Source organism: Sideroxydans sp. CL21 (genome assembly GCF_902459525.1).
Lineage (GTDB): Bacteria > Pseudomonadota > Gammaproteobacteria > Burkholderiales > Gallionellaceae > Sideroxyarcus.
On record NZ_LR699166.1, the window covers coordinates 1,490,087 to 1,511,868 of the forward strand.

At 55.5% G+C, this 21,782-nt stretch carries 25 protein-coding genes and 1 tRNA gene; 13 read left to right on the forward strand and 13 right to left on the reverse strand.

The genetic code is table 11. The features are described 5' to 3' along the window. Nucleotides 1–4: 4 nt before the first annotated feature. The 6 genes from QOY30_RS07025 to QOY30_RS07050 all read left to right on the forward strand — a co-directional run bounded on the left by QOY30_RS07025 (nucleotide 5) and on the right by QOY30_RS07050 (nucleotide 3,532). A complete protein-coding gene (locus QOY30_RS07025) occupies nucleotides 5–817 on the forward strand; it encodes a glycosyltransferase family 2 protein (protein WP_283743916.1) in 813 nt (270 codons plus the stop codon). Nucleotides 818–845: 28 nt separating this feature from the next. After that, nucleotides 846–1,835, forward strand: a complete 990-nt coding sequence (locus QOY30_RS07030; RefSeq protein ID WP_283743917.1) for a glycosyltransferase family 2 protein — start codon at nucleotides 846–848, stop codon at nucleotides 1,833–1,835. Nucleotides 1,836–1,956: 121 nt separating this feature from the next. After that, nucleotides 1,957–2,490 (forward strand): hypothetical protein, encoded by a 534-nt coding sequence (locus QOY30_RS07035; RefSeq protein WP_283743918.1) that lies wholly within the window; start codon nucleotides 1,957–1,959, stop codon nucleotides 2,488–2,490. Nucleotides 2,491–2,566: 76 nt separating this feature from the next. Further along, nucleotides 2,567–2,803 carry a hypothetical protein gene (locus QOY30_RS07040; protein ID WP_283743919.1) on the forward strand — a complete coding sequence of 79 codons (237 nt, stop codon included), beginning with the start codon at nucleotides 2,567–2,569 and terminating at the stop codon, nucleotides 2,801–2,803. A 145-nt stretch (nucleotides 2,804–2,948) separates the two neighbouring features. Then, on the forward strand, nucleotides 2,949–3,233 hold the full coding sequence (locus QOY30_RS07045; RefSeq protein WP_283743920.1) for a YlcI/YnfO family protein: 285 nt from the start codon (nucleotides 2,949–2,951) through the stop codon (nucleotides 3,231–3,233). A gap of 2 nt (nucleotides 3,234–3,235) precedes the next feature. Beyond that, entirely contained in the window at nucleotides 3,236–3,532 is a 297-nt protein-coding gene (locus QOY30_RS07050; protein ID WP_283743921.1) for a type II toxin-antitoxin system RelE/ParE family toxin, read from the forward strand. Nucleotides 3,533–3,825: 293 nt separating this feature from the next. On the opposite strand, the gene QOY30_RS07055 is transcribed toward QOY30_RS07050, so the two are convergent. After that, a tRNA-Leu gene (locus QOY30_RS07055) sits at nucleotides 3,826–3,912 on the reverse strand. A 45-nt stretch (nucleotides 3,913–3,957) separates the two neighbouring features. Between QOY30_RS07055 and rnr the strand changes: the two genes are divergently transcribed. The 3 genes from rnr to QOY30_RS07070 are packed head-to-tail and all read left to right on the forward strand — an operon-like array spanning nucleotide 3,958 to nucleotide 7,225. Continuing rightward, nucleotides 3,958–6,258: a ribonuclease R gene (rnr, locus tag QOY30_RS07060; protein WP_283743922.1), complete on the forward strand. Its 2,301-nt coding sequence runs from the start codon at nucleotides 3,958–3,960 to the stop codon at nucleotides 6,256–6,258. Next, the gene (rlmB, locus tag QOY30_RS07065) at nucleotides 6,251–6,994 is read left to right on the forward strand and encodes a 23S rRNA (guanosine(2251)-2'-O)-methyltransferase RlmB (protein WP_283743923.1); all 744 of its coding nucleotides are present in this window, start codon (nucleotides 6,251–6,253) and stop codon (nucleotides 6,992–6,994) included. Before rnr ends, rlmB begins: the two co-directional genes overlap by 8 nt. Nucleotides 6,995–7,012: 18 nt before the next feature. Next, nucleotides 7,013–7,225: a hypothetical protein gene (locus tag QOY30_RS07070; protein ID WP_283743924.1), complete on the forward strand. Its 213-nt coding sequence runs from the start codon at nucleotides 7,013–7,015 to the stop codon at nucleotides 7,223–7,225. Nucleotides 7,226–7,239: 14 nt separating this feature from the next. Here QOY30_RS07070 and QOY30_RS07075 read toward each other — a convergent pair whose 3' ends face one another. From QOY30_RS07075 to QOY30_RS07085, 3 genes are all read right to left on the reverse strand, one after another. Then, nucleotides 7,240–8,007: a ParA family protein gene (locus QOY30_RS07075; protein WP_283743925.1), complete on the reverse strand. Its 768-nt coding sequence runs from the start codon at nucleotides 8,005–8,007 to the stop codon at nucleotides 7,240–7,242. 98 nt (nucleotides 8,008–8,105) lie between these two features. Then, entirely contained in the window at nucleotides 8,106–8,372 is a 267-nt protein-coding gene (locus tag QOY30_RS07080) for a DUF1161 domain-containing protein (RefSeq protein WP_283743926.1), read from the reverse strand. A gap of 71 nt (nucleotides 8,373–8,443) precedes the next feature. Beyond that, complete coding sequence (locus tag QOY30_RS07085; protein WP_283743927.1) at nucleotides 8,444–8,941, reverse strand: cyclic nucleotide-binding domain-containing protein; 498 nt, start codon at nucleotides 8,939–8,941, stop codon at nucleotides 8,444–8,446. A gap of 112 nt (nucleotides 8,942–9,053) precedes the next feature. Here QOY30_RS07085 and QOY30_RS07090 point away from each other — a divergent pair, with 112 nt between their 5' ends. Next, nucleotides 9,054–9,899 (forward strand): DUF3025 domain-containing protein, encoded by an 846-nt coding sequence (locus QOY30_RS07090; protein WP_283743928.1) that lies wholly within the window; start codon nucleotides 9,054–9,056, stop codon nucleotides 9,897–9,899. Next, complete coding sequence (locus QOY30_RS07095) at nucleotides 9,877–10,644, forward strand: MipA/OmpV family protein (RefSeq protein WP_283743929.1); 768 nt, start codon at nucleotides 9,877–9,879, stop codon at nucleotides 10,642–10,644. Before QOY30_RS07090 ends, QOY30_RS07095 begins: the two co-directional genes overlap by 23 nt. Nucleotides 10,645–10,662: 18 nt before the next feature. On the opposite strand, the gene hpnE is transcribed toward QOY30_RS07095, so the two are convergent. The 9 genes from hpnE to dapC form a co-directional block, all read right to left on the reverse strand. After that, nucleotides 10,663–11,958, reverse strand: coding sequence for a hydroxysqualene dehydroxylase HpnE (gene hpnE, locus QOY30_RS07100; RefSeq protein WP_283743930.1), 1,296 nt, complete (start codon nucleotides 11,956–11,958; stop codon nucleotides 10,663–10,665). Nucleotides 11,959–12,014: 56 nt separating this feature from the next. Beyond that, nucleotides 12,015–12,851 carry a presqualene diphosphate synthase HpnD gene (hpnD, locus tag QOY30_RS07105; RefSeq protein WP_283743931.1) on the reverse strand — a complete coding sequence of 279 codons (837 nt, stop codon included), beginning with the start codon at nucleotides 12,849–12,851 and terminating at the stop codon, nucleotides 12,015–12,017. 133 nt (nucleotides 12,852–12,984) lie between these two features. Next, the gene (hpnC, locus tag QOY30_RS07110; RefSeq protein WP_283743932.1) at nucleotides 12,985–13,800 is read right to left on the reverse strand and encodes a squalene synthase HpnC; all 816 of its coding nucleotides are present in this window, start codon (nucleotides 13,798–13,800) and stop codon (nucleotides 12,985–12,987) included. Further along, complete coding sequence (gene prmB / locus QOY30_RS07115; RefSeq protein WP_283743933.1) at nucleotides 13,800–14,705, reverse strand: 50S ribosomal protein L3 N(5)-glutamine methyltransferase; 906 nt, start codon at nucleotides 14,703–14,705, stop codon at nucleotides 13,800–13,802. The genes hpnC and prmB overlap by 1 nt, the downstream gene beginning before the upstream one ends. A 31-nt stretch (nucleotides 14,706–14,736) precedes the next feature. After that, nucleotides 14,737–15,870, reverse strand: a complete 1,134-nt coding sequence (dapE, locus tag QOY30_RS07120; RefSeq protein WP_283743934.1) for a succinyl-diaminopimelate desuccinylase — start codon at nucleotides 15,868–15,870, stop codon at nucleotides 14,737–14,739. A gap of 10 nt (nucleotides 15,871–15,880) precedes the next feature. Then, entirely contained in the window at nucleotides 15,881–16,228 is a 348-nt protein-coding gene (locus QOY30_RS07125) for a Spx/MgsR family RNA polymerase-binding regulatory protein (protein ID WP_283743935.1), read from the reverse strand. Further along, the gene (locus QOY30_RS07130; protein ID WP_283743936.1) at nucleotides 16,225–17,397 is read right to left on the reverse strand and encodes a PilT/PilU family type 4a pilus ATPase; all 1,173 of its coding nucleotides are present in this window, start codon (nucleotides 17,395–17,397) and stop codon (nucleotides 16,225–16,227) included. Before QOY30_RS07130 ends, QOY30_RS07125 begins: the two co-directional genes overlap by 4 nt. Before the next feature lie 79 nt (nucleotides 17,398–17,476). Next, nucleotides 17,477–18,298 carry a 2,3,4,5-tetrahydropyridine-2,6-dicarboxylate N-succinyltransferase gene (dapD, locus tag QOY30_RS07135; protein ID WP_283743937.1) on the reverse strand — a complete coding sequence of 274 codons (822 nt, stop codon included), beginning with the start codon at nucleotides 18,296–18,298 and terminating at the stop codon, nucleotides 17,477–17,479. An 8-nt stretch (nucleotides 18,299–18,306) separates the two neighbouring features. Next, complete coding sequence (gene dapC / locus QOY30_RS07140) at nucleotides 18,307–19,500, reverse strand: succinyldiaminopimelate transaminase (RefSeq protein WP_283743938.1); 1,194 nt, start codon at nucleotides 19,498–19,500, stop codon at nucleotides 18,307–18,309. Nucleotides 19,501–19,645: 145 nt separating this feature from the next. On the opposite strand from dapC, the gene QOY30_RS07145 reads away from it, so the two are divergent. Continuing rightward, nucleotides 19,646–20,533 carry a DMT family transporter gene (locus tag QOY30_RS07145; RefSeq protein ID WP_349496682.1) on the forward strand — a complete coding sequence of 296 codons (888 nt, stop codon included), beginning with the start codon at nucleotides 19,646–19,648 and terminating at the stop codon, nucleotides 20,531–20,533. Nucleotides 20,534–20,957: 424 nt separating this feature from the next. Beyond that, nucleotides 20,958–21,773: a hypothetical protein gene (locus QOY30_RS07150; protein WP_283743939.1), complete on the forward strand. Its 816-nt coding sequence runs from the start codon at nucleotides 20,958–20,960 to the stop codon at nucleotides 21,771–21,773. Nucleotides 21,774–21,782: the final 9 nt, after the last annotated feature.

The following is a 21,782-nucleotide window of genomic DNA, read 5'->3' on the forward strand; positions in this document are numbered from 1 at the left end:
GAAAATGAATAATTCTGATATTACTCCACAAGTTCGCGCCTGTTGGCAGGTTCCAGCTTTTGAAGCGCTGCTGTGGCGTGGCCGTCAGCATCCTTGGTGTGTTGTGATCCCTGTCATCAATGAAGGCGAACGAATCAAAAGCCTGCTCGTCAGAATGTCCGCGTTCAGGATTGAAGGTTTCGCCGATATTATCATTGTGGATGGCGGCAGCACGGATGGGTCGCTCGGCCTTGAATCGATTCAAGAGATTGGGGTGCGTGGCTTGCTACTCAAGACTGGCCCTGGCAAGTTGAGTGCTCAACTGCGCTGTGCCTATGCATTTGCACTCGACCAAGGTTATGAGGGCATTGTAACCATTGATGGCAATGACAAGGATGATCCGGAAGCGATACCTAGATTCATCGAGGCGCTAAAGCAGGGCGTGGATTTTGTTCAAGCTTCGCGCTTTATTTCGGGGGGAGTCGCCGAAAACACACCGAAATCGCGGGATTTTGCAATCCGCTTTATTCATGCGCCGATGCTGAGTCTGTTTTCCGGTTTTCACTGGACGGACACCACACAAGGTTTTCGTGCTTACAGCCGCAAGATGCTGCTAGACCCTAAAATTGCTCCGTTTCGTAATGCCTTTATGACTTATGAACTGTTGGCATATCTCTCCTATCGCGCGCCAAAACTTGGTTATCGTTGTGTTGAATTGCCGACCATACGTCGCTATCCAAAGGGTGAAGTGCCCACCAAGATCAGTAGCTTCAAGGGGAATCTCTCTGTGTTAGAAGTGCTTCTGCGAGCATGTTTAGGCAACTACAACCCTAGTTGATAATAATGAGCCATACAGTACGCAAAGCATGATTGATCAAAATGCCCACGTTTCAGTCATTGTCGTCAATTGGAATGGTGAAAAGTTTCTAGAGCAATGCCTGACCTCGCTCATGACTCAGACTGTTTCACCAAACGAGATCATTCTTGTCGACAATGCAAGCTCAGATGGCTCCCTTGAAATCGCGCGGCGGTTTCCGTCAGTGCAATTAATCGCGTTGAATGAGAACACCGGCTTTGCGCTAGGAAATAATCTAGCAATCAAAGCAGTGTCAACGGAGTCTGAATGGATTGCATTGCTTAATCCGGATGCGTTTGCCGAACCACGTTGGCTGGAAGAACTGCTGGCAGCAACTAAGCGCAACCCAGAATTCGATGCATTCGGGAGCCAGTTGGTCAATGCGGCCAATCCAACTGTGCTGGATAGTGCCGGTGATGCTTATCACATGAGTGGCTTAGCTTGGAATATGGGACATGGCATACCTTTGTCAGCAGCTGAGGATAGTGAGCGTGAAGTGTTTTCACCCTGTGCGGCTGCAGCGCTATATCGGTATAGCGCTATGCAGAAAGTCTGTGGATTTGACGAAGATTATTTCTGTTACATCGAAGATGTGGATCTCGGTTTTCGACTGAGATTGGCTGGTTACCGTTGTCTATATGTGCCACGTTCGGTGGTGCATCATGTAGGTTCAGGCACGGCTGGCGGGCAGGATAACAATTTCGCCATGTATCATGGCCACCGAAATATGGTATGGACCTTCGTAAAAAACATGCCGGGCTTTTTGTTCTGGCTGTTGCTGCCGCTGCATGTGGCGCTTAATCTGGCGAGCATCATCTGGTTTACATTAAGGCGAGGTAGGGGTGATGTGATCTGGCGCGCGAAGCGCGATGCATTGATGGGCTTGCCGAAAATGTGGCGTAAACGTCGACACATACAAAAAGCACGGGTTGCATCAATTGCTGAGGTTTGGCAACAGTTAGATACGCGGTTGAATATAACCAAGCTTGGTAGAAAGTAAGTTAGCGAAGCGACAATGTATAAGAGAAGAATTCGCTGTACCCTATGCCAACTAAATGAATAACCAAAGGGTCGTTACTGATTGATGGCAGAACTATAGAAAGCAGATTAGGGAGAAGTAAATGAAACTCGGGTTTAGTTTGACCAAAAAGCAGTTTGCATTGTTTGTGGTGATTTTAGTCGCAATGTTGGTAGGTGCCTGCTACAAATCCAATGAAGCCTCAACCCCTAAAACAAAGGAAGGCGAGATAGACCCGACGCGTCCACCAAAGATTGCTAAAGCATATTTCTATGATGGTGGAGTATGTCCTATTGATTCCAGTATTCCTAAAGTAGTATCGGATCTGATTGCCGTTTCCAAAAAACTTCCTTTATCTATCACTGGCTGGGCAACGACCGACTCGACAGGTAAACCAGTTGCGCCCATGATTTTTGCAGTTTTAAGCAATGGCACTGGCACTTTTTATCTTGAGGGAAAGCGCACACCGCGACCCGATGTCGCAAATGGCAACCGTCTGCTTGATCTTGTGGGATTTGAGATTGCTGGTTCGCTAGCCAATATTCCTGTCGGCGACTATAAGCTCGGCATCGCTTCCGGAACTGAGTTTGTTGTCGACAATTGCAAGACACCGGTGGTTGTTCGTGTTGGTGAGTAACAATGGATGTTCAGTTGAAAAATCGCTAGCAGTGAAGGGCGTCATCTTGGCCTTCGTGCTGGATGGCGATCAGTAAATGTTTTTGATCAAAATATATTTCATCCTCGGCTTGGCAATGCTCCTGGCCGTGCTTTGGGATTTCAAAATCGTACCCAAAACCTCAAGCCTTCTTATAAAGCAGGCGGGAGACACAGAATCAGGATTTGCCCTGATTATTAACGCAATCCGAAATTTGCTCGTAATGGGGGTATTTGCCTTTTTCTTCTGGCCGGCAGTTGTATGGTTGGAGTATCGCGGGGAGAGCGAAAAGTAGCCACGACAACGAAGATCATTAAACCTGGCGTATTGAGCTTCCCCAAAAAACATGACAGTGCTTATGGCTTGATTGGAGCAAAAGATGGCACACTGTAGCACTGATGTGCTACAGTGTGCGCGTTCCTTAATTCTTGGAGACGGCTATGTCTACGACCACCATACGTTTGCCGGAAGACCTGAAAGTTCGCGTTGCAGAGGCAGCGAAGCGTTCCGGCACAACCACGCACGCCTTCATTCTTGATGCCATTGCGGAAAAGACTAAACAGGAGGGTTTGCGGGCCGCTTTCGATGCTGTTGCCGAGGATCGCTACGCCCGTATCGTTGCTACCGGGCAGACGATTCCGTGGCAGGAAATGCGCAGTTATCTGGAAGAGCATCTTGCCGGTAAAGAAGCAAAACGTCCGGCTGCCCGCAAATTGGCGCGCTGAAATTGTCGCGCATCGAATTAGCGCTGGAAGTGGGGGATGATTTCGATCGCATCCTTGATCACCTTGTCCAATATCAGGTCGAGAATCCGGCGTTGCGCATCCGGGAGATTGTCGAAGCAATTAACGTGTTGGAGCACAACCCAATGATTGGTCGCCCCGCATTTAACGACAAGCGAGAGTTGGTGATCGGGCATCGCTCGCACGGCTATATGGCTTTGTATCGTTATATTGTGGAAGTTGATACCGTTTTTATCCTTGCCGTGCGTAGCCAGCAGGAGGCTGGCTATACGGGACTTTGAGTGGGAAGGCAGCCGGTATGACGTTTGTTTTGACGTAGTGCGTATTGAAACTTCCGCCACTAAGCGCGCATACGCATTGCAGTGGGGGAGGGGCAGTGATCAGAACGCAGGAGCGCCACCACCACCACGACTTGCCTCGTATCCCGACAGGTTCGGTGACATAGTGAAGATTGGGTGTGACTGATGGTGTAGAATGCCGCGCGGTCAAGTTGCCTAAGCTGATACTAGGCATTTTGCTTGTTCCGGCCACAAAACAAAAATGGCTCGCTTGCGCGAACCATCTTGTTAATAACTGGTGCCCAGAAGAGGACTCGAACCTCCACAGTCTTGCAACCGCTAGGACCTGAACCTAGTGCGTCTACCAATTCCGCCATCTGGGCATTGCTTGAGGGTGCGCACTTTAATTGCTATAGGATTTTGTGTCAATGACGAAAAAGAAAAAAAACATCCGCGAACTGGACCCGTTTCTGGAACGCGAACGCGAACAATACGAACAACCCCTCCCGAGCCGCGAATACATCTTGCAGATGCTGGCGGAAAAGGGCGTACCGCTGGAGCAGGACGAGTTATGCACCCTGTTGCAGATCGAACACAATGAAGAAGAGCTTTTCCTGCGTCGCCTGCGTGCCATGGAACGCGACGGCCAGATCATGCGCAACCGCAAGCGCGCCATTTGCGTGGTGGACAAGCTCGACCTGATCAAGGGCAAGGTGCAGGGCCATCCGGACGGCTTCGGCTTCCTGATCCCGGAAGACGGCAGTGCCGATCTGGTGTTGAGTGCCAAGGAAATGCACAAGGCGCTGCACGGCGATACCGTGATGGCGCGCATCGGCGGCGAGGACAAGCGCGGCCGCCGCGAGGCCAGCATCGTCGAGGTGCTGGAACCGGCCAATACGCGAGTGGTCGGGCGTTTATACGAAGAGCACGGCATCCAGTTCGTGGTCGCCGAAAACCGCCGTATCAGCCAGGACTTCCTGGTTGCACCGGGCGAATCAGGCGGAGCCAAGGCCGGGCAGGTGGTGATGCTTGAGATCATGCAGCAGCCTTCCAAGCATGCCCAGCCGATAGGGCGCATCGTCGAGGTGCTGGGCAACTATGCCGATCCCGGTATGGAAATCGAGATCGCCCTGCGCAAGCACGACCTCCCCAATGAATTCCCGCATGACGCAGAAAAACAGGCCAAGGCGTTCTCACCCGAAGTAAAACCGGCCGATTACGCCGGGCGTGAAAGCGTGGCCCAGTTGCCGCTGGTGACGATCGACGGCGAGACCGCGCGCGACTTCGACGACGCCGTATATTGCGAACCGAACGGCAAGGGCTTCCGTCTGGTGGTGGCCATCGCCGACGTGAGCGCCTATGTGAAATCCGGCGATGCGCTGGACAAGGAAGCGATCAACCGCGGCAATTCGGTGTATTTCCCGCGCCGCGTCATTCCCATGCTGCCGGAAGAGCTGTCCAACGGACTGTGCTCGCTCAATCCCAATGTCGAGCGCCTGTGCATGGTGTGCGACATGCAGATCAGCCTTGAGGGCGAGATCGAGAAACATCGCTTCTATCCGTCGGTGATGTTCTCGCACGCGCGCCTGACCTACACCCAGGTCGCCGACATGCTGGCCAATCCGCAGGGCGAGAACGGGCAAAAATATGCCGAGGTTCTGCCGCATATCAACAACCTGTACAAGCTGTTCCAGACCTTGCTGCAGGCGCGCGAAAAGCGCGGTGCCATCGATTTCGAGACGGTCGAGACGCAAATGATCTTCAATGCACAGGGCAAGATCGAGAAGATCGTGCCGGTGATACGCAACGATGCGCACAAGCTGATCGAGGAATGCATGCTGGCGGCCAACGTGTGTGCGGCGGCTTTCCTGAAAGACCATGCACACCCCGTGCTGTACCGTGTACACGAAGGCCCCACGCCGGAAAAACTGGAAGCGGTGCGCGAATTCTTCAAGGAGTTCGGCCTGCAACTGGGCGGTGGCGACGATCCGCAGGCAGCCGATTATTCCAAGCTGCTCAAGCAGATCAAAGGCCGTCCCGATGCCGGTTTGCTGCAAACCGTGATGTTGCGTTCCCTGCGCCAGGCTGTGTATGCGCCGGAAAACCTGGGTCACTTCGGACTCGGTTACGAGGCTTATGCGCACTTCACTTCGCCGATCCGCCGTTATCCGGACCTGCTGGTGCACCGTGCCATCAAGGCCGTGCTGGATGGCAAACAATACAAACCGCAACTCAAGTGGGCGGAACTGGGCGTGCATTGCTCGATGACCGAGCGCCGCGCCGACGACGCCACACGCGACGTTGAAGCCTGGCTCAAGTGTTTCTACATGCGCGACCACTTGGGCAGCGTGTTCGACGGCACGATCTCCTCGGTTACCGGCTTCGGGCTGTTCGTCGCGCTGGACGATCTGTACGTCGAAGGGCTGGTGCATGTGTCCGAACTGGGCGCCGACTATTACCACTTCGATCCGGCCAAGCACCAGATGCTGGGCGAACGCACCGGCAAGCGTTATCGCCTGGGCGATCGCGTGCGGGTGAAAGTGGTCCGCGTGGATATGGAAAGCACCAAGATCGATTTCGTGCTGGAGGGTGAAATCGCTGCTTCCGGTGAGGCTACAAGTAACGAAGGTGTCGATGTCGGCGCATGGGGCGCAACGACGCCCAAGAAACCCAAAAAAACCGAGAAACCCGAAAAACCCTCCGGCAAAACGGGTAAACGTCATGGCTGAGTCGCGCATCATTCACGGTTTTCATGCCGTCACCGCGCGCATCCGCCAGAACGCCGATAGCGTGCTGGAGGTGTTTGTCGATACCCAGCGCCGCGATCCGCGCGCGCGCGACCTGCTCAAGCTGGCAGAGAGCAACGGTGTCCGCGTCATCCAGGTGGATGGCAAGCGTCTGGACGGCATGGCTGGAAGCACCCGTCATCAGGGCGTTGCGGCGCGTGTGGATGCGGCGCAGAAAGTGCAGCATCTGGACGACGTGCTGGATACCCTGACCGAACCCGCGCTGCTGCTGGTGCTGGACGGTGTGCAGGATCCGCACAATCTGGGAGCCTGTCTGCGCAGTGCGGATGCCTTCGGCGTGCATGCGGTGATCGCACCCAAAGACCGCGCAGTGGGCATCAATGCCACCGTTGAAAAGGTCGCCTGCGGCGCCGCGCAGACAGTGCCTTACATCACGGTCACCAATCTGGCGCGTACCCTGCGCGAACTGCAGGAGCGCGACATCTGGGTGATCGGCATGGATGGCGAAGCGGAAACAAATCTGTATGATGTGCAGCATCAGGGTGCGGTGGCCCTGGTGCTTGGCGCGGAAGGCGAAGGCCTGCGCCGCCTGACCAAAGAGACCTGCGATCAGCTGGTGCGTATCCCGATGTTTGGTAGCGTGGAAAGCCTGAATGTCTCTGTGAGCACCGGGGTGTGTTTGTATGAAGCAAGAAGGCAAAGGGCGATCAAACAATGACGTGATAGGGGGATGGAGATGCAGAAGTTCGATTTTTCGATTCTGACCCGCGACGGTCAAAAAGTGGAAAGCGTCATCATTGCTGGAAACGATGTGGCCGAAGCGGAACGCAAGCTGCGCCAGATGTACCGCTATTGCGAAATTGTGAATTGCGACGCCAAGAGCGCCGGAGATGGAAAACCCCAACAAGTGATGTCGGTCGAGGATATCCTGTCATTGATATCCAAGTGATCGCCCGGCTGGCTTTACTCTATAAACCCGTCCGCCAGTAACTCTTTCAGCAGGTCGTTGTAATCATGCGCTCCGCGGCTCTCGGGCGCATGTTCGAAAACAGTTTTATTCACTGCCGGACTTTCTGCCAGGCTGACGTTCTCCGAGATGCGGGTGCGGCAGACATCGGCGCCGAAGTGCTCCTCAACCAGTTTCAACACATCCCAGGCCATGCGCCGACGGCCATCGAAGCGTGTGAGCAGGTAGCGACGGTTGACGCGCCGCTTGAGAACCTGTTCCAGCGCGTTCAGGGTCTTCTCGATCTGGAGCGCTCCTTTGGTGGAAAGATGATCTGCTGAAATGGGAACGATCAGACCGGTACAAGCGAAGATCGCATTCAACGACAGCACGCCGACCATCGGATTGCAGTCGATCACCACCGGATTGTCCTTGCCGCCGTAGCGTTCGGTCTGCAGTGCGCTGTTGAGCTTGTTCACCACATTGAAACCCTTGCCATACAGTGCATCCACCTTGGAAAGCTCGGTGTGTGCCGGAATGACTTTGATCGAACTGGACGACTCTTTCACCAGCTGGCACAAGGGGCGGTTGCTTTGGAACATGCTCAATACCGTGTCGGCACCGGACTTTGCGGTGACGTTGGCGATGGCGCTGAGTTGTGCTTGCGGATCCAGGTCGATACCGTATGTCGCGCGACCGATACGCGACAAGGCGGCAGCGAGATTGACGGCGGTCGTGGTCTTGCCGACACCGCCCTTTTGATTGAAGACTGCAATGATGCTCATACTGCGTGGATTCTAGCCGAAATCGGTGTTGTGGATGGGTGTATAACTTGTTGAAAGGAAAAGCCCAGCCCAACGGGGGGCTGGGCCGACAAGCGGTATCAATTGCGTTTGTAGATGATCTGCTTGGTATCGCCCTCGCAAGTACCGACCACTTTTCCTGTCGTGTCTTTGGCGGGAGTAGCCGCAGCGCCGGATGCTGCAGCTGGAGCGGCAGCAGGCTGCGCGACGGGAACGATTTCAAGGGAATACGCAGTGACGCCCTTGGCCTGCAGCTTGGCATCGATCTGCGACTTGAGATCGTCGCAAGAGGCGAAGACGGAAACGGAAATACCCAAAAGACATGCTGCTAGTAATAATTTACGCATATACGGCTCCTTATCTGGATTGAGAAAAAATATCTGCCTTGCCAAACGCTTCCGATGCAGCGAAACGTATTTCAGGGCAACAGCTCTTCGATCTTGCGGTTCGCTCCCTGCAGTTTTTTGAATAGCGCAAGCAACAGCGCTTTATCCATATAGACGACGGCTTCACCCCGCAGACGTTCGATACCGGTCTTGTTGATTTCAGCCGCGATCACCTGCCCGTCGGCAACCACGGTCGCCGAGCGTGAGAGGTTCTCGTTGGCGAAGTACATGCCTTCACCGACGCATTCGCCGCTGCGTATCGTCCCGACGATCTTTTTGTTGTAATAAGCAGTGGCTGTGCCATAAAGCACGACGTAGAGGGCGTTCATATCCTCTCCCTCCCTGGTGATGCAATCTCCCGCCGAGAATGTCCTGATCTCGGTCTGTTCCGAGATCGGCTTCAGCCATTCGCTGGGAATCGGATCGAAGAAAGAGCATTTGCGCAGTTCATTGAGACGGTCGGCAGAGACCTCATCGAGGCGCTTGGAATAGGTGGCCAGACTGGCCTGAATGGCGTCAATTTCGTTCATTTTTCCTCCCCCTTAAGGGTCAAATTCCTGACACGATCCGGCAAATATTGCGCAACTTACCACAAGCGCTGAAGAATTTGTTGTGCAGCGCGATTGAGCTAAACTAGCCACTATGAACCCGATCCCGGAATGGAACAAAGAGGCATTGCTGCACACTCCTGCTTTTGCCCCCTTGCACTCCATCATTACCCGCCTCGAACCGGATGAATTTCCAACCCTGCAAGACTGCAACGCGCTGCTGGAGGTACAACGCCCGGCCATCGCGGTGCAAAGCGGCCTGCCGCTGACGTTTGTGCCGCAGGAATACGGCAAATTGCCCTTCGATCTGCAATACGAACCGCGCTGTTTTCTGAAGGGGGAAGTGCCTACGCGAGCCAACAACTGGCATGATCTGCTCAACGCGCTGGTGTGGCTCGTTTTTCCGCAGGCCAAGGCTGCCATCAACGCGCGCCATTTCCGGGCGCTGACCGAGGCAGATGATTCGTCGGCACCCAGCCAGCGCGGGGCCGTGCGCGACACCAGCACCCTGCTGGACGAATCGGGTGTCATCGTTGCCTATGCCGATGCGGAACTGGCCGGACTCCTGCGCAATTTTCAGTGGAAAGAATTATTCTGGCAGCGACGCATGCAAGCGCGATCCGGTATGGGCTTTTATCTGTTTGGCCACGGCTTGTACGAAAAGGCACTCCGCCCGTATACCGGCTTGACCGCGCAAGGTTTGCTCCTGCCGGTGGAACAGGCGTTCTTTGCCTGGCCTTATGACAGGCAACTGGCGCATCTGGATGCCTTGCTCGCCGGCTACCTGAATTCTGGGGAACACTGCCGCAGCACGCGGGAGCTGACACCCGTGCCTGTACTCGGTGTGCCGGGCTGGGCTGGGGATAATGAAAATGCAACGTATTACGACAATACTGGATATTTCAGGACGGGTAGACATGGACGCCACGCAAAAAACTAAAGCCCGATTTTCTGCCTGTTTGGTCAGCCTGCTGCTGGTGACTGTGCAGGCGGCAGCCGATGAGGCTACACAAGGCCTCGTTGGCGATGTTGGCGCGGGCGCCTATTACACGGGCCGCATCGTTCGCGGCGTGAGCGATTTCACCACCGTTCTGCCTTACGGCGATTTCGAATACGGCAGGATGTTCGCGCGGGTCGATACGCTGGGTATCAAAACGCTATCGATGGGGGATGGTTATCTGGAACTGGTAGGCCGGATCAGCCAGGATGGTTTCGACACGAATACCCCCGGCCTGCTGGGCCTCAGGAAGCGGGAAACATCCATACCTCTCGGGGTCGGCACCTTGCAGGTGACCCCGGTGGGCGGCTTCATGCTGAATGCGTTTCACGACGTGCGCCAGTCCCAGGGCGAATTGTACGAGGCTATCTATGCCGCTGAATTCGACCTGCCGCAAGTGAGCTTCTATCCCCTGCTGGGAGCAGAATATCAATCCAGCGACTATGTGCGTTACTACTACGGCGTCTCTGCCCAGGAAGCGGCATCCAGCCAGTATTCGCTTTATCAGCCCGCGGGATCGTTCAACGACTTTATCGGATTGATAGCCGATATCAAACTGACCGACGACTACCATTTGAACGGGTATGTGCGCCGCAAGTGGCTGGGCAATGGGATCGAACAGAGTCCTATCGTCAATCAGCGTTACCTGGATACAGGCTACCTTTCCCTGAGTTACCGCTTCAAATAAGTGGCTTGTCGTTGGGCTTCAGCGTTGTCCCACTAACAGGTTGGCACAGCGTACGCCGCTCACTACCGCACCTTCCAGCGTGGCGGGGTAATCGCCCGCCGTGTAGTCGCCGGCCAGCAATATGCGGGGCAGAGCGGTCTGTTGTGCGGGCCGTTGCAGGTTGGGAGCACAACAGAATGTGGCGCGTTTCTCGGCGATCACCTTGAACCATTCCGGTTGTTCGGTGATGCCGAATTCTTCGCTTAACTCGGCGATGACTTTCTGTGCCAGTTGTTCCTGGCTCAATTCCTGATGAATGCCTTCCGCGCTGATGACGGCGGCGAGCAGACCCGGCTGGCCCGCGATCTGTCCCTTGTCGAACAGCCATTGGCTGAAACGCCGGTGCAGGCCGAGCATCGGGTGCGGCAGCGTGACGCGGGCGGGGTACTGCAGATAGACGGTATAGATAGGCTGATGATCCAGGGCTTCGATCTGAGCAACAGCGCCGGCAAGAGCCGCCATCGGACGCAGCAATTTTGCTGCGACAGTTGCCGGTGCGGCACAGATCACATGGGAAAAAAAGTGGGTTTCATTCGCTGCGACAAGTTCGATGCCTTCGTCTTTGGGGACGATGGCATCCACGCTGCAGGAGAGATACACCTTGCCCCCGTTTCGTTCGATGAATTCAGCCGCGCGTTGCGGGAACAGCGCGGTGAAGTCGATGCGCGGCAACAGCATGTCGCTGTCGGCACGGGTTCGATTCAAAGCGTCGCGCAGCACGTTCAACAATACTTGTGCGGAAGCCTTGTGAATAGGCGTATTCAGCGCGGCGATGCACAAGGGTTCCCACAGTTTGAATGTCAGGTCGGCATCCTGTTTGTGTGCGGCGAGCAGGTCGGTGACCGTCATGTCGCCGGCTAATCGGAAATTCATGCGGCGCAGGGTGAGCATGAAACCCGCAGCCTTTTTGCGCTCGGCCCAGGTGAGTCCTTGTGCTTTCAGCAGAGCGATCAGCAAGTGCAGCGGGGAAGGCAAGCGGGGCGCCCTGAGCGAAAACTCGCCATGCAGATCAAGCTGCAATGGCAGGCGCAGGAAATCCTGCTCAATACGACCGCCCACCAATTCGATGAGGCGCAGAGTCTCGTGGTAGCAGCCCAGCAACAGGTGTTGGCCGTTGTCGAGCTGCGTGTCATTGTGCAGCACGCCGCGCGCGCGGCCACCGAGTTGTCTGGCGCTTTCGAACACGGTGACCGGGATACCTTGTGCTGCGAGTTCAACAGCCGCCGCCATGCCCGCGTAGCCGCCGCCGATGATTCCAATGTTTATAGATTGCATTTCACGATTGCTCCCTCGCCCGCTTGCGGGAGAGGGCTGGGGAGAGGGTAATCCGCTCAGTTCTTGAGCCATGCCTTGAACGCCAGCCAGAACTTGAAGTTGGGCGTCAGCGACACGCGTTCTTTCAGTACATGGCAGCCGCTGGTGACGATCTCCTGCAGTGTGGCCTGATACACGGTCGCCATAATGAGCCCGGTGCGCTGCGCTTTGCGGTCCACTGCGGGCAAATGATCCATCGCTTGCCGGTAGTAACGTTGCGCCCTCTCGATCTGGAACGCCATCAGCTTCTGGAAATTCTCGGTCTCGCGCGAATTCAGGATATCCGCAGCGGTGACGCCGAATTGCTGCATTTCATCCATCGGCAGGTAGATACGGTTGCGCCGCGCGTCCTCGCCCACGTCGCGGATGATGTTGGTAAGTTGCAGGGCGATGCCAAGGTCGTGGGCGTATTTCAGCGTCTGTCGGTCCGTGTAACCAAAGATCTCCACCGACAGCAGGCCCACCACCGAAGCGACGCGGTAGCAATACAACTGCAGCGACTTGAAATCCTCATAGCGCGACTGTTCGAGGTCCATCTCCATGCCGTCTATGATCTCCAGCAGGTGTTCCTGCGACAGGTTGAATTGCTTGACAACGGGAACCAGTGCCTGGGCCACCGGGTGCTGCGGCTTGCCCACGCCATAAATGGCCGCGACTTCATTGCGCCACCAGTTGAGCGTGGTGCGCGCCACATTGGTGTCGGTGCATTCGTCCACGACGTCATCCACTTCGCGGCAAAAGGCGTAGAGCGCGGTAATGGCGCGACGCTTGTCCTTGGGCAGGAAGCGGAAGCTGTTGTAGAAGCTGGAGCCGCTGGAGGAGGCCTTGTTTCGGCAATATTCGTCTGGAGTCATTTCAATTCAAAATCAAACGATAACTGCGTTGGCTGCGTCTTCTGCTCCTTGCCGTACTACTTTGTACTGTCTGCGTCGCCTCATCCTTGCCGCCTTGTTCTCGTTTGTTGTGAATTGAAATCATATTTTAATTTCAGAACCGTAATGGCGCACTTTTCGCCAGCATGATAACCCAGTCGAAAGGGCGCAATACGGGGCGGCGATGGAACACGTCGTAATCGGCGGCTTCCAGTTTGTCGAGAATACGCAGTCCGCCGGCGATGATCATGCGCATTTCCAACCCGATGCGGCCACCCAGGATGCTGCCGAGAGGAGCGCCTTGCAGCATCAGGGCGCGCGTCCGGTCCACTTCGAATTTCATCAGGGCACGCCAGCCTTCGTTGCCGATGCCTTGCTGGATCTGATCTTCGCTTACGCCGAAGCGGGCCATGTCATCTTGCGGCAAATAGATACGCCCGATGGCGAAGTCTTTCGCGACATCCTGCCAGAAGTTGATGAGCTGCAGCGCGGTGCAGATGGCATCGGAGTAGGCGATGTTGACGGGAGTCGCATCTTCGTACAGATGCAATAACAGATCGCCAACCGGATTGGCGGAACGGCGGCAGTAGTCCAGCAATTCGTCGTAATCGGTGTAGCGCTTCTTCACCACGTCCTGCGAAAACGCATCGAGCAGATCGCGAAACGGCTGCATCGGCAGCTCATGTGCCTTGATCTCGGCTGCAAGGTTGATGAACAGGGGCAACAGCGGTATTTCGCCCGCCGCGATGCGCGTCAATTCGCCACGATACTCATCGAGTTGTCGCAGCCGTTCGCTGTCTGGCAGGTCGCCTTCGTCGGCGATGTCATCCGCTGCACGTGCGAAATGGTAAATCGCCGCCACCGGCTTGCGCAGCCGTCTGGGCATGAGGATGGATGCAACGGGGAAGTTTTCGTAATGGTCGACCGACATCAACGCAGATCGTTCCGGTGCAGCATGAACACGTACTCGTCGCCCGCGCTCACTTCCAGCCAGATGAAAGGAAGTCCGGGGTAAGCGGATTCCAGCGCATCGCGGTTGTGTCCGATCTCGACGACGAGTACGCCGTTGTCGTTGAGGTGTTCGCCTGCGTGTTCGAGGATGTTGCGGGTGGCATTCAGGCCATCCGCGCCGCTGCCCAGAGCCAGCTTGGGTTCGTATTTGTATTCCTGCGGCAGCGCGGCGACCGAGGATGCATCGACATAAGGCGGGTTGCTGATGATGAGATCGTATTTTTTGCCCCCGAGCTTGGCAAACATGTCGGACTCGATCAGGGAAATGCGATCTTCCATGTCATAGTCAGTCACGTTGTACTGGGCGACATCCAGAGCGTCGGCAGACAGGTCGACCGCATCGATATGGGCATGGGGGAAGGCATGCGCCGCCAGGATGGCGAGACAGCCGCTGCCGGTGCACATGTCGAGTACATTGCCTATCCGGTCTGCATCGCTGATCCAGGGCGCAAGCTGTTCGCGCAGCAATTCGGCAATGAACGAGCGCGGCACGATGACGCGTTCGTCCACATAGAAGGACAAGTCGCCCAGCCATGCCTGATTGGTCAGATAGGCCGCGGGGATACGTTGCTCGGTTCGTCTCTCGACGATGTCGAGCACGTCGTACAGTTCGGATTGCGTCAGCCTGGCGTCCAGGAACGGATCTAGCCGGTCCAGCGGCAGATTCAGGGTATGCAGGATGAGGTATGCGGCTTCATCGTAGGCGTTGCCGCTGCCGTGGCCGAAGAACAGCTCGGCCTCGTTGAAACGGCTGACGGCGAAGCGCAGGCAGTCGCGTACTGTCTTGAGCGAAGCGCTCGCCTCCGAGAAATGATTGATGTCCATTTTTACTTTTCTCCCTGTACGCCGGTGAATGTTATTGTGTTGCCAGCAGTTTGACCAACGTCAAATAGTAGATCTCGGACAAAGCGTCCAGATCATCCACCGCCACGCATTCGTTGAGCTTGTGGATGGTCGCATTCAGCGGCCCGAGCTCGATCACTTGCGGGCAGATGTCTGCGATGAAGCGGCCATCCGAAGTGCCGCCGCTGGTAGAAAGATCAGTCTCGATACCTTGTACTTTCTTGATGGCTGCGCTGACCGCGTCCACCAGGTTGCCGCGTGGCGTGAGGTAGGGCTTGCCGGACAGTTCCCAGTTCAGATCGTATTCCAGCTTGTGCATGTCGAGGATGGCGTGGACTTTCTGTTTCAGGCCATCCACCGTGCTGGCGGTCGAGAAACGGAAATTGAACAGGATCTCGACGGTGCCCGGCACCACGTTGGTGGCACCCGTGCCGCCGTGGATATTGGAGATCTGCCAGGAAGTCGGCGGGAAATATTCGTTGCCGTTGTCCCAGGTGGTGGCGGCCAGTTCGGCAATGGCGGGTGCCGCCAAATGTATGGGGTTCTTCACCAGATGCGGATAGGCGATGTGGCCTTGCACCCCTTTGACCGTGAGCGTGCCGGACAGCGAACCGCGCCGGCCGTTCTTGATGGTGTCGCCGGTTTTGGAGACGGATGTGGGTTCGCCGACGATGCAGTAATCCAACTTCTCGTCACGCTCCTGCAAGGCTTCCACCACGCGCACTGTACCGTCGACAGCGACGCCCTCTTCATCAGATGTGAGCAGCAGGGCGATGCTGCCGCGATGCTGCGGGTGTTCGGCTACAAACTTCTCGATGGCCGTGACGAAGGCGGCAAGCGAACCTTTCATGTCCGCCGCGCCGCGTCCATAGAGCATTCCATCGCGTACCGTCGGCGTGAAAGGATCGCTGTCCCATTTGTTCACCGGGCCGGTCGGCACCACGTCGGTATGACCGGCGAAGCAGATTACCGGCGCAGTCTGGCCGCGCCGGGCATACAGATTGTCCACTTCGCTATGGCGCATCTTTTCCAGGCTGAATTCAAGCGGGGCAAGGCGTGCACCGATGATGTCGATGCAGCCGTCATCCATGGGGGTGAGGGAATGGCGGGCGATGAGTTGTTTGGTCAGGTCGAGAGTGTTGCTCATTTTGTATTTTTCAAAGATCCAGGTTTTCGTAATTGGTTTGGTCGAATCCGGTTGCCAGCACTTTTCCATTGTGTTCCAGCACCGGACGTTTGATGACGTTTGGTTTATCAAGCAGCAGAGGCAGGGCTGATGCGTCATCCTTGATCGAGGCTTTTACCGCATCGGGCAATTGCCCCCAGGTCGGGCCGGTCTTCTTCAATAATTTCTTCCAGCCGACTTGCCGCAGCCAGTCAGTGAGCATGGCCTCGGTGATGATTCTTTTCTTGAAGTCGATAAACTCATAAGCGATGCCATGCTCGTCCAGCCAGGCGCGCGCTTTTTTCACTGTGCCGCAGTTGGGGATGCCGTATAACTTCATGTGCCAGAACCCGGCACTTCGATATTGAGCTTGATACCGTCGAATTTGACCGCGGACGGGGCTGTTTTTTCGGCGGAGTTTGCGCCCGGGTCGTATGCCTTCATCTTGCTGGTTTGCGAGTAGTCGATCAGCGAAGACAGGTTGCTGGCAGAATCGGCATTGCGCAACGCATCTTCCTTGCTGATGTGTCCGGATTTGTAAAGTTTGTACAGGGCCTGTTCGAAGGTTTGCGAACCCAGGGAGACGCTTTGCTCGATCGCGTCGCGGATCTGGTCGATCTGGTCGCTTTTGATCAGGTCGGCGACGAGGGCGGAGTTCAGCAACACCTCCACTGCCGGGATCAGCTTGCCCTGCGGGTTGCGGATCAGGCGCTGGGAAATGACGGCGCGCAGGCAAAGCGACAGGTCCGACAGGATGCTGTTGCGCGCATCGTAAGGGAAGAAATTCACCATGCGGTTGAGCGCGTGATAGCTATTGTTGGCGTGCAGGGTGGACAGGCACAAATGGCCGGTTTGCGCAAAGATCAGCGCATGCTTGAGCGTTTCGCGGTCGCGGATTTCACCCACCATCAGCACGTCCGGTGCTTCGCGCATGGCACTGACCAGTGCGGCGCCGTAGTCAATTGTGTCGGTTCCCACTTCGCGCTGGTTCACGATGGACTTGCCGTGGCGGAACATGTACTCAAGCGGGTCTTCGATGGTCAGGATATGGCCGCTCTGCGTCTCGTTGCGATGCTGGATCATCGCGGCCAGTGTTGTCGATTTCCCGGAACCGGTGGCCCCCACCATCAATATCAGTCCCCGTTTTTCCATCACGAGCTCTTTCAGCACCAGCGGAAGGTTCAACTCTTCCACGTTGAGCACATCGCCGCGCACATAACGGATGACCATGGCGACGCTGCTGCGCTGCCGGAATACGTTGACGCGGAAGTTGCCGATGTTGGGCACCCGGAAAGAGAAGTTCATCTCCATGTTCAGCTCGTATTCGGCGATCTGCCGCTCGGTCATCATCTCGTAAACGATGCGCTTGACCGTTTCTTCGTCGAGCTTCTGGGCATTCACCGGCATGACCACGCCGTCGATCTTGATGTTGATCGGCGCACCGACCGACAGGAACAGGTCGGAGGCCTGCTTTTCGGCAGCCAGTTGCAGCAGTGGCGTAATGATCATGTCTTCACCTCAGAAGCAGGATTGTGGATTTGGGAATTGGGATTTGGCCAAATCCAAAATCCCAGTTCCTGAATCCTAATTAGATTCCGCGTAGCAATTCGTTGATGCCGACTTTGCCCAATGTCTTTGCATCCACTTTTTTCACGATGACTGCGCAGTACAAGCTGTACTTGCCGTCGGCGGAAGGCAGACTGCCGCTAACAACGACGGAGCCTGCGGGAACGCGACCGTAGTGCACTTGACCGGTTTCGCGGTCGTAGATCTTGGTGCTTTGGCCGATGAATACGCCCATGGAGATCACGGCACCTTCTTCCACGATCACACCTTCGACGATTTCCGAGCGGGCGCCGATGAAACAGTTGTCTTCGATGATGGTGGGATTGGCCTGCACCGGTTCCAGTACACCGCCGATGCCGACGCCGCCGGACAGATGCACGTTCTTGCCGATCTGTGCGCAGGAGCCGACGGTGGCCCAGGTGTCGACCATGGTGCCTTCATCCACATAAGCGCCGATGTTGCAGTATGAAGGCATCAGCACCACGTTTTTGGCGATATAAGCACCGCGGCGGGCGGCGGCGGGCGGCACCACGCGGAAGCCGCCTTCGCGGAATTCCTTGGAGTTGTAGTCGGCGAACTTGGAGGGCACCTTGTCGAAATAATTGGTGAAGCCGCCCTTGATGAAGGCGTTGTCTTCGATGCGGAACGACAGCAGAACGGCCTTTTTGACCCATTGATGGGTGACCCACTGTCCGTCGATCTTTTCGGCCACGCGCAGCTTGCCTTTGTCGAGATATTCGATGACGGTGTCGATGGTCTCTTTCAACTGTGCGTCGACATTGCGCGGAGTAATGTCGGCACGGCGTTCAAAGGCTTCTTCGATGATGGCTTGTAATTGGGGCATGGCGGTTCCTAGTTAAGTTTTTGAGTGAATTCGGCGATGCGTCGTGCAGCTTCCAGTGTTTCATCCAGGCCGGCGACCAGTGCCAGCCTGATGAAATTCCCTCCGGGATTGATTCCTTGCGCTTCACGGGCCAGAAAGCTGCCGGGTAGAACGGACACATTATAGTCGCGGTGCAACTGTTGCGCGAAGGCGGTATCCGAGATGGGCGTCCTGACCCAGAAGTAGAAGCCGGCATCGGGTTTGGACACGGGCAGTACGGGCGCAAGCAGGGTGGTGGTCTTGGCAAACTTTTCGGCGTAAAGGTGGCGGTTGGCGACAACATGCGCTTCATCGTTCCATGCGGCGATGCTTGCGCTCTGGATCGCCGGATTCATCGCGCAGCCGTGATAGGTGCGATACAGCGCGAATTTTTCCAGCACTTTGGCATCTCCCGCGACGAAGCCGGAGCGCATGCCGGGTACATTCGAGCGTTTGGACAGGCTGGAGAATACGACCAGGTTTTTATAGTCTTCGCGCCCAAGTTGCCGGGCGGCCTGCAGCGCACCGAGCGGCTTGCTCTCGCCAAAGTAGATCTCGGAATAGCACTCGTCCGCGGCGATGACGAATCCATAGCGGTCGCTCATCTCGAACAGATGCTTCCATTCTGACAGGGGCATCACATGCCCGTTCGGGTTACCCGGCGAGCAGACATAAATGAGCTGCGTGCGTTGCCAAACCGATTCCGGCAACTGGGCGGGGTTCATCGCGAAATTGTCTTCCGGCAATGTGTTGAGGAAGTGGGGCGTGGCGCCCGCAAGGAAAGCAGCGCCTTCGTATATTTGATAGAACGGGTTCGGACAGACCACGGCTGGTTCTGGCTTCGAGCGGTCTATCACTGCCTGGGCGAACGAGAACAGCGCTTCGCGACTGCCGTTCACGGGCAGGATTTGCGTCTTCGGATCCGGTGCCGGAATGCTGTAACGCTGCGCCAGCCAGTTGGCGATAGCGGTGCGCAACGCGTCGCTGCCGATGGTTGTGGGATAATTCGCCAGTCCGTCCATTCCCGCAACAAGTGCATCCTTGATGAACTGGGGCGTAGCGTGTTTGGGTTCGCCGATATGCAGACTGATCGGTTTGAAAGCGTTGCTTGGCGTCACTTCGCCCAACAATTTGGCCAGCTTCTGGAACGGGTAAGGTTGGAGGCGCTGTAAATCGGGATTCATGTTTTCCTTGCTTATTATTTCGGTCCTTTGACCGACTCAGGGCAAACCGGTCTGAAGTCGGGTAGGGACGCGAGCTGCTGTTGGCGATTTTCGGGGAATCGCCCCAGGGCATTATCAGGGTTGCCGGATTATAAAGGCGTAACGAGTGTCCACAAAACAAAATCTGATGCCGATAGCCGGGGTGCTGAGCGGTGCGATGGTTTGGGGCCTGATCTGGTTTCCCTACCGCGTGCTGCAGGAAACCGGCATATCGGGCGCAATGGCGACATTTCTCACCTATCTGTTGGCGATGCTGTTCGGTGCATTCATGCTGCCGCGCGTGTGGCGCGAGCGTTCTTCCTTCGGCTGGTGGGCGTTGCTGCTGGTATTGAGCGCGGGATGGGCGAATCTGGGTTACGTGTTGGGAATGTTGCACGGCGAAGTGATGCGCGTGCTGCTGCTGTTTTACCTCGCGCCTTTGTGGACGATCCTGTTCTCGTTCTGGCTGCTGCGCGAGCGGCTCAATCGCTACGGCTATTTCGTGATCATGCTGTCGCTGGGCGGAGCCATGACCATGTTGTGGGACCCCGGTCTGGATCTGCCTGTGCCGCAGAATATTTCCGAGTGGCTGGGCCTTTCCGCCGGCATGGGCTTCGCGCTTTCCAACGTCACTTCGCGCCGTGCCGAGCATCTTTCAGTTGAAGCGAAATCATTCAGTCTGTGGTTGGGTACGACCGGGCTGACCTTGCCTTTCCTGCTGTGGCAGGGAGAAGTTGCCTCTCAGGTATCAGCGATTTCCGCCCAGACCTGGATGTTGCTCGCGATGATGGGGCTGGTACTCAGCGCGACCAGCTTTGCAGTGCAATATGGCGTGACGCATCTTGCGGCAAATCAAGCCGTGATACTGTTTCAGTTCGAGTTGGTGATAGCAGCGATTTCCTCCTATTTCCTCGCGAATGAAGCGATGGAGTTGCGTGAGTGGCTGGGCGCGGCACTCATCATTTCAGCCAGTCTGCTTTCCGGAAGGATTTGTTCGGACAATAGTCTGGTTTAGACGGCGGTTGGTTTAGTAGCAGCGATTTTCGATTCGATGCACGGTGCGAGAAACTGGATATGAGCAATAAATCAGCGCGCACCTGAAATCCACAAGTTGTTTAACCTATTGTATGAATGCAATTAAAAACATCTCCAAGGCAATGGGCAATGAAGGTCGTTTAAGGAATTGCACAAATACATGACAAAATACTTTATGTATATTTTTTTATGTTTATAATGTTGACGTGATTTTGACAATGACTGAAGCTAGACGCTGTTTCGAAATTGGCGCAATTGATTAGCTGGTCGCTGCTCCGAAATTGGCGCAATTGATTGGTCAGAGAATTTCAATGACAACATTAGCCACATCTCTTCAGCCCTTAGACAGGCGCAAACAACAAAGACAAAAGAACCAACCTAAAGACTATGGCTGGACACTATATATGATAGTGGTCACCTTGTTGATGTTTGCCGGTTTTTTTGTTTCCTATGACCATCTGTACAAGCCCGGCGACAATATCGGTTACAACATCGGGCTGGTGGGCGGGATCATGATGCTGACGCTCCTGATCTATCCGTTGCGCAAGCGGGTGGGATTCATGAAAAACTGGAGCATCCTGCCCAAATGGTTCAGGTGGCATATGGTTTTCGGCATACTCGGACCTGCCCTCATCATTTTTCATTCTACCTTTCGTATCGCGTCGATCAACGCAGGCGTCGCCATGGTATGCATGCTGCTCGTATCGGGTAGCGGAATATTCGGGCGTTTCTTCTATACGAAGATCCATAACGGACTCTATGGGCGACAGTCGTCGTTTCAGCAGTTGCAGGCCGACCTGGAAGGATCCGGGGACGTGAAATCCGTTCTCAGTTTCGCTCCCGAAATTGAAAAAAAGCTCGAAGATTTTCGCGATCGGGTCCTGTCGTCTTCGAAGGCGGGAAAACTCAACGGATGGAATTTCATATCGTTGGGTTTCAGGATCAAATGGTTTTCACGGAACCTGACAAGAGAACTTGAAGATGCCATGTACGCTGACGCCAATGCGAAGCAATGGAACAGCGCGCAGATGAAACGTCTCGACGAGCTTTTCTACCAGAACGAAAAATTCATCAGCACTTATCTTGTCACCGTGCGAGATGTTGCGCAATTCTCTACCTACGAAAAGCTGTTTTCCTTATGGCACATATTCCATGTGCCACTGGTTTACATGTTGGTATTCAGCGCGATCTGGCACGTAATTTCGGTTCATAAATATTAGATGGCCAGT

Coding starts and splice junctions, on each gene's coding strand:
- dapD (WP_283743937.1), bottom strand. CDS start 18,298: ATGCCCCAATTACAAGCCATCATCGAAGAAGCCTTTGAACGCCGTGCC.
- hpnE (WP_283743930.1), bottom strand. CDS start 11,958: ATGCAATCTATAAACATTGGAATCATCGGCGGCGGCTACGCGGGCATG.
- dapC (WP_283743938.1), bottom strand. CDS start 19,500: ATGAATCCCGATTTACAGCGCCTCCAACCTTACCCGTTCCAGAAGCTG.
- QOY30_RS07095 (WP_283743929.1), top strand. CDS start 9,877: ATGGACGCCACGCAAAAAACTAAAGCCCGATTTTCTGCCTGTTTGGTC.
- QOY30_RS07090 (WP_283743928.1), top strand. CDS start 9,054: ATGAACCCGATCCCGGAATGGAACAAAGAGGCATTGCTGCACACTCCT.
- dapE (WP_283743934.1), bottom strand. CDS start 15,870: ATGAGCAACACTCTCGACCTGACCAAACAACTCATCGCCCGCCATTCC.
- QOY30_RS07125 (WP_283743935.1), bottom strand. CDS start 16,228: ATGAAGTTATACGGCATCCCCAACTGCGGCACAGTGAAAAAAGCGCGC.
- QOY30_RS07080 (WP_283743926.1), bottom strand. CDS start 8,372: ATGCGTAAATTATTACTAGCAGCATGTCTTTTGGGTATTTCCGTTTCC.
- QOY30_RS07150 (WP_283743939.1), top strand. CDS start 20,958: ATGATAGTGGTCACCTTGTTGATGTTTGCCGGTTTTTTTGTTTCCTAT.
- rnr (WP_283743922.1), top strand. CDS start 3,958: ATGACGAAAAAGAAAAAAAACATCCGCGAACTGGACCCGTTTCTGGAA.
- QOY30_RS07045 (WP_283743920.1), top strand. CDS start 2,949: ATGTCTACGACCACCATACGTTTGCCGGAAGACCTGAAAGTTCGCGTT.
- hpnD (WP_283743931.1), bottom strand. CDS start 12,851: ATGACTCCAGACGAATATTGCCGAAACAAGGCCTCCTCCAGCGGCTCC.
- prmB (WP_283743933.1), bottom strand. CDS start 14,705: ATGGACATCAATCATTTCTCGGAGGCGAGCGCTTCGCTCAAGACAGTA.
- QOY30_RS07130 (WP_283743936.1), bottom strand. CDS start 17,397: ATGATCATTACGCCACTGCTGCAACTGGCTGCCGAAAAGCAGGCCTCC.
- hpnC (WP_283743932.1), bottom strand. CDS start 13,800: ATGTCGGTCGACCATTACGAAAACTTCCCCGTTGCATCCATCCTCATG.
- QOY30_RS07035 (WP_283743918.1), top strand. CDS start 1,957: ATGAAACTCGGGTTTAGTTTGACCAAAAAGCAGTTTGCATTGTTTGTG.
- QOY30_RS07025 (WP_283743916.1), top strand. CDS start 5: ATGAATAATTCTGATATTACTCCACAAGTTCGCGCCTGTTGGCAGGTT.
- QOY30_RS07070 (WP_283743924.1), top strand. CDS start 7,013: ATGCAGAAGTTCGATTTTTCGATTCTGACCCGCGACGGTCAAAAAGTG.
- QOY30_RS07085 (WP_283743927.1), bottom strand. CDS start 8,941: ATGAACGAAATTGACGCCATTCAGGCCAGTCTGGCCACCTATTCCAAG.
- QOY30_RS07030 (WP_283743917.1), top strand. CDS start 846: ATGATTGATCAAAATGCCCACGTTTCAGTCATTGTCGTCAATTGGAAT.
- QOY30_RS07075 (WP_283743925.1), bottom strand. CDS start 8,007: ATGAGCATCATTGCAGTCTTCAATCAAAAGGGCGGTGTCGGCAAGACC.
- rlmB (WP_283743923.1), top strand. CDS start 6,251: ATGGCTGAGTCGCGCATCATTCACGGTTTTCATGCCGTCACCGCGCGC.
- QOY30_RS07040 (WP_283743919.1), top strand. CDS start 2,567: ATGTTTTTGATCAAAATATATTTCATCCTCGGCTTGGCAATGCTCCTG.